The sequence below is a fragment of the uncultured Escherichia sp. genome, from assembly GCF_948475835.1.
Lineage (GTDB): Bacteria > Pseudomonadota > Gammaproteobacteria > Enterobacterales > Enterobacteriaceae > ECMA0423.
Genome location: NZ_CAOLGM010000089.1, coordinates 1 through 5,816, shown reverse-complemented (window position 1 = coordinate 5,816; position 5,816 = coordinate 1). Strand labels below are relative to the sequence as shown.

At 55.3% G+C, this 5,816-nt stretch carries 2 protein-coding genes and 1 pseudogene (1 of these 3 running past the window's edge); all 3 read right to left on the bottom strand.

The annotated features are described in order from the left end of the window. Positions 1–2,398 (bottom strand): annotated as a pseudogene (locus QZF50_RS16425) (prophage tail fiber N-terminal domain-containing protein); it reaches 1,008 nt to the left of the window's first position. 64 nt (positions 2,399–2,462) lie between these two features. After that, entirely contained in the window at positions 2,463–3,062 is a 600-nt protein-coding gene (locus QZF50_RS16420) for an Ail/Lom family outer membrane beta-barrel protein (RefSeq protein WP_061892317.1), read from the bottom strand. A 67-nt stretch (positions 3,063–3,129) separates the two neighbouring features. Then, positions 3,130–5,816, bottom strand: a 2,687-nt coding sequence (locus QZF50_RS16415) for a host specificity protein J (protein WP_290388919.1), incomplete at its 5' end; no start/stop codon positions are given.

The following is a 5,816-nucleotide window of genomic DNA, read 5'->3' as shown; positions in this document are numbered from 1 at the left end:
ACTCAACACCAGAAACCAGTCTTGGCGTTTGCAGCTTTGTTGCTGTTAATGCATTACCGTTCAGACTTGCGGACAGTTTGGTTCCAATAACCAGTTCGCCGGTTGCGTTATCAATAGCAAACGGTCTTAATGTATTCCAGCCACCATAAACATCACCTTGATTGGTAAGCAGCAGGTAAGTTTTAGCGCCATCATTACGCCATAATGCCCCATACTCCCCACCTATCATTCGAATCTGATTACCACCACGCGCTACAATTTCGTCTGTGGCAAAAAGTTTTTTGCACGACAAGTTATCGTTAACGATTAACGAATGAGACTCATAAAAACCACGCCCACTCTTAAAATCAAGGATAACGTCCGCCGCGATACATTCAGTCGCCGGATTTGTTGCCCCAAACTTATAGGTCGTATCATTAACAACGAGATCAGCACCAGGTGCGGATATTGACAGGCCATCTTCGATAAACGCAAAAACAGGGAAAGCAGCGCCATCAACATAGAACACAGAGCGCAAATCATCGCCCTTATTACTCATCATTATTGAGTGGATGGCTCGTTCATTGTTTTGATATTGCCAGAACATTCCATAAGCATAACGCCCCCTGTCAGTCCAGCCACCAGGCATAACAAATCCGTTAAACTCGCAGTTATTCATCGGATCGCCTGCGGTTCGCGTTGCCGTGGTGATAATGACCCTTGATGCCAGTTCGCTTACTGAGCCAGCAGAACGCATAACAACAACAGGGTAATATTTTCCAGATATTGCACCTGCAGGAGCGTTAACCCGCACATAACGCATACCACGCTTATCAGCAAAGTCTGTTTTACTGACCGCGTTAATGTTGTTCAGGAAGCGTCCCTTATCGGGTATATCAGCGCCGTTCTGGTCTTTCTGCAGACGTTTCTCTGCATTGTCATAGGCTGATTTTACTGCCTTTGGCGTTGCCGCCAGCGTTTCAGACGAACTGTTGGTCGCACTGCTGAGCTGTACTATCCCCTTTTTCGTCGTACTTGCATCCTCAAGCGCCACGGCGGATGCAATATCCTCTGCCCGTTTAGCTGCTGTCTCGGCGCGCGTTGCTGCGGATTCTGCCGTATTCTTGCTCTGTGCTGCCGCCGTCGCACTGCCAGCAGCCTCTGTTGCCTTCGTGGATGCCGTCGTGGCGCTGCCTTTCGCTGCTGATGCCTGTCTGGTCGCCTCATCTTTTGAAGCAGACGCCGATGAGGCCGATGACGCCGCCGAACTGGCGGACGATGCGGCAGCCGTTTTTGAGGATTCTGCGCTGGTTTCCGACGCTTTCGCGTTCGTTTCGGATGTCTTCGCTGCGGAAGCTGACCTCGCTGCTGCGTTGGCCTGTTCAGTGGCTTCGCCAGCCTTCGTTGTGGCTGTTGAAGCAGACGATGCGGCACTTTCTGCCGATTTTCCGGCGGCGGTGGCACTGGCTGAGGCCTGCCCGGCACTTGTTGACGCGGCACTGGCAGACGACGCAGCCGCTGTTTTTGAGCCTGCCGCAGCCGAGGCGCTCTGTCCCGCTGCCGTTTCAGAAGACCTGGCGTTTGTCTCAGACGTCTTTGCCGCCTTCGCGGAATTGCCTGCCGCCGTTGCCGAGGAAGCGGCACTACTGGCGCTTGATGATGCGTTCGTTTCTGATGATTTCGCTGCCTCTTTTGAGGCCGCCGCATCCCGGGCTGAGGTGGCAGCTTCTGACGCTTTCGTGGTCGCGGTGGATGCAGAAGTGGCTGCTGATTGTTGTGACGCTGCGGCATTCGTTTCTGACGTTTTCGCCGCACCGGCACTGGTAGCCGCCGCGCTTTTTGAGGACTCTGCAGCGGCAGCACTTTTTGATGCTTCAGTAGCCTTTGTTGATGCCGTTCCTGCGCTGGAAGACGCTGACTGAGCCGACGTCGCGGCCTGCCCGGCTGATGTGCTGGCTGCACGTGCTGAGCCTGCAGCATCAGTCGCATGGGTTGCCGCCTCACGGGCTGATGTGCCGGCATCGCTGGCTGACTTCTTCGCGGCTGCCGTGTTCTGTGCCACCGCGGACGCGTTACGCGCCACCTCTTCCACCATCAGCTCAAAACGGCGCAGTGCCTCCGGACGGGCATCATCCTCCGTCATGGCACCGAGAAAATCATTCAGCGTACCGGGTCGGGAATCTTCATACACGGTGATGGTCCCGGCATGTGACGGCGGGAATCCTTCCACCAACAGAATAACGCTGTACTGACCGTACTCAACGTCCATGCTGTAACGCCCGGCTTCATCCGGATTTTCTGAGGCCAGCGTGTTCACCACCACCGTGGTGCTGTTACGTTTTGCTTTCAGCTGGATTGTGCAGTTCTGTACCGGTTTTCCTGTGCCGTCTTTCAGTACACCTGAAATCTTTACTGCCATATTCACCCCACAAAAAAGCCCGCCTGAACCGGCGGGCTGTCATAACACTGTGTTACCTGGCTAATCAGAACTTATAACCGACACCCACGATGAAACCGTCAGTGCGCCAGTCGCCACTGCCGGAGCCTTCATAAGCAATATCAATGGCCACGGATTCGGTCGGGTTAAACTGCACGCCAGCTCCCCACGCCAGAGACGTGTTGCTGTGGCGACCGTCATCACTTCCGGTCAGCACGTCGTGCGTTTTCCCCTTGTTGTCAGTTACGCGGAGATAATCCCCGGAGAAAGTCGACACACGGCTGTAAGCCATACCCGCCATCGCATACGCGCTGAACCATTCATTCACGCGCACAGACGGCCCCGCCATCACGCTGAACCAGCGGTTACGCACGGAATCTTCATGCCAGCGGGTATCGCTGTAACGGGTAAGCTGGCGATTCTTGTCTCCTGCATAGCTGAATGACGTCACCAGCCCCAGTGTGTCCGTAAACTCATAACGGTATTTCACGTTAATCCCGTTAAGATCATCGCTGCCGAGAACGTTCGTCGAGGCATGAAGATAGCCCGCGCTCAGCGTGGACTGATGTTCAGATGCCCATGCAGGCGCACCGGATACGGACAGACAGATGGCTGCGGACAAAATGGCTGCACAAACTTTACGCATAATTACCTCTCGCTTTTCTGCAATAAAAAAGGCGCCATTTCTGGCGCCCGTATATGGGTTATAAAATTCAGCTGATACTGATGCCTGCGGTGGCTTTCTTCATCACTACAACCAGCAAATCGCTGATACTTGCTGTGGGATACCAGTCATTTACCAGCCATGCTGACACCGAAAACTCCAGCGTCATGTGACCGTGACCGGCAGGCATATCAATAACGCCACTGTAAATCAGCGTATTATCCAGCGCGGTACGGTTATAAATTTCAGCACCGTTTTTCCGCACTATCAGACGGCATGAGGAGTAAATATCAGTATGCTCTCTCTCATGTTTAGCGCCGCTGAATGCCACCGCAGGAATAACAATCTGCCGGTCAAACGGCTGATCGTCATAAACCCTGACGGTAATGGTCCCTGATGGCCACCGTTCCGGTGCACGGGAGTCCCGGGGGAAAGCTTTGCCCACTGTTTTAACGAGATCGCCTTCAATCTGGTTCGCGGACAGTTTTCCCAGAACCCGACAGTTCTCGTTAATCGTGACGTTGTTGAGCGTCCCGGAGTTCGCATTCACGTTACCGCTGATATCGGCATTTTTCGCCGTCAGCCGCCCATCCGGTGTCAGGGAAAATGCCGGAGGATTACCGCCGCTGGTAATGGTCGGAGCCGTCAGGCGTTTCAGGAACACGTCGTTCATGAATATCTGATCGCCCTGACCAACAAACATTGGTCTTGTGTTGCCATTAGACGGATCAATAAACGCGATACGGTTAGCGGCAACCAGGAACTGGCTCAGTTTGCCTTCCTCCGTGTCCTCCATGCTGAGGCCAATACCCGCGACATAATGTTTGCCGTCTCTGGTCTGCTCAATTTTGACGCCCCACATGGCATTCCACTTATCACTGGCGTCCTTCCACTCTTTCGAAAACTCCTCCAGTTTGCTGGCGTTATCCTCCGTCAGCTCGACTTTTTCCAGCAGCTCCTTGCCAAGATGGGATTCGGTTATCTGGCCTTTGAAAAAATCCAGGTAACCTTCCGCATCATCGCTCGCCCGACCAACAGCCTCCACGAATGCCGATTTGCCAACGGTGTTCACACTGCGAACGTAAAAATAATAATCATGGCCCGGTTTGATATTGATACTGGCGGCTATCCAGTACAGTGCCGTACCAAGATAACGCGCGCTGGTTTCAACCTGCCTGATATCCGCAATCCGTTTTTCCGAGAACCAGAACTCAAACTGTACCGTCGGGTCATAAACCGCAAGATGCGGCGTGGCGGTTATCTGAAAATAGCCCGGTGTCAGCTCAATCCGAGACGGCGCTGCCGGTGCGGCAATCCGGAACGATACCGATGCCGGATCGCCCTGCTGTCCCCACGCATTTACCGCCCGGACTGTCAGCCTGTAGTTCCCCAACGCCAGTTGTGTGAAGCGGTATGTGGTTTCCGTCGTCCGGGCCGTGCTGACCAGCCGCTCACTGCCGTCGTCCGCTGTTACGGTCAGACGGAGCAGGAAGCTCACGCCCTTCACCACCTTCGGTGTGTCCCAGCGCGCCAGCACCTGATATTCCCCGCTGTCTGCGGTGACTTCGGCAGTCAGGTGCTGCACCGCTGGCGGCGTGACACCATTCACCGTGCCGCTCTGGTCGCCGTCAAAGTGCGCCCCGTTATCCACGATGGCCTCTTTCTCCGGTACATGCTGCACGGCAGTGATGGCATACGTGCCGTCGTCGTTCTCACGGATACTCACGCAGCGGAACAGGCGCTGGCGCAACGTCGGCAACTTCAGCCCCCACACGCTGTATTCAGCAACGCCGTCAGGAACACGGCTCACTTTCACCTTCACGCCGTCGGTGACGGACTGGACCTCCACGCTGACCGGATTACCCTCACCGTCAACCAGGCTTATCAGCGTGGTGCCGGAGGATGGCAGCGTGATTTCACGGTCGAGCGTCAGCGTCCGGGTCTGGCTGTTCACCGCCAGCACGCGACCACCGATGCTGATACCGGCATAGTCATCATCGCAGATTTCAATAACATCGCCCGGCACATGGCGAAGCCCTTCTGCGCCCACGCTGAAATCCACGGTCTGCGTTTCCAGCAGTTCCGTTTTAATCAGCCACAGCCCGGCTCGGTGTGCCTGCCCCCGACTGGTACAGCCAAAGGCATCCATCTTCGTGACATTACGACCGTAACGGGCAATGGCCTGCGTATCTTCAACAAGCTCTGTCGCCGTCTCCCAGCCGTTGTTCGGGTCAATCCAGTTCACCTCAACGGCATTATGGCGGTCCTTCAGGGCGCTGAAGCTGTAGCGGAACGGCGCGCCATCATCCGGCATCACCACATTACTGCGGTTATAGGTCCACACCTTATCCGACTGTCGGTCCTGCACGAACGTCAGCGTCTGCCCGTTCCATACCGGCATACAGCGCATCGCCGAGCAGAAATCACTGAGCACATCCCACGCCTTGCGCTGTGTGGTCAGGTAAGCGTTACAGGTGATGCGCGGCTCCGTGCCGCCAAAGCCGTCCGGCACCGACTGGTCGCAATTCTGGCCGATGACATACAGCGCCCATTTATCCACATCCGCCGCACCAAGACGTTTCCCCATGCCGTAGCGCGGATGGGTCAGCATATCCCACAGACACCAGGCCATGTTGTTGCTGTATGCCGGTTTTAACGTTCCGTCCCAGATACCGCTGTATTGCCGCGTCTGCGGGTTATAGTTCGACGGCACCTGCAGAATGCGCCCGCGAAGAT

Coding starts and splice junctions, on each gene's coding strand:
- QZF50_RS16420 (WP_061892317.1), bottom strand. CDS start 3,062: ATGCGTAAAGTTTGTGCAGCCATTTTGTCCGCAGCCATCTGTCTGTCC.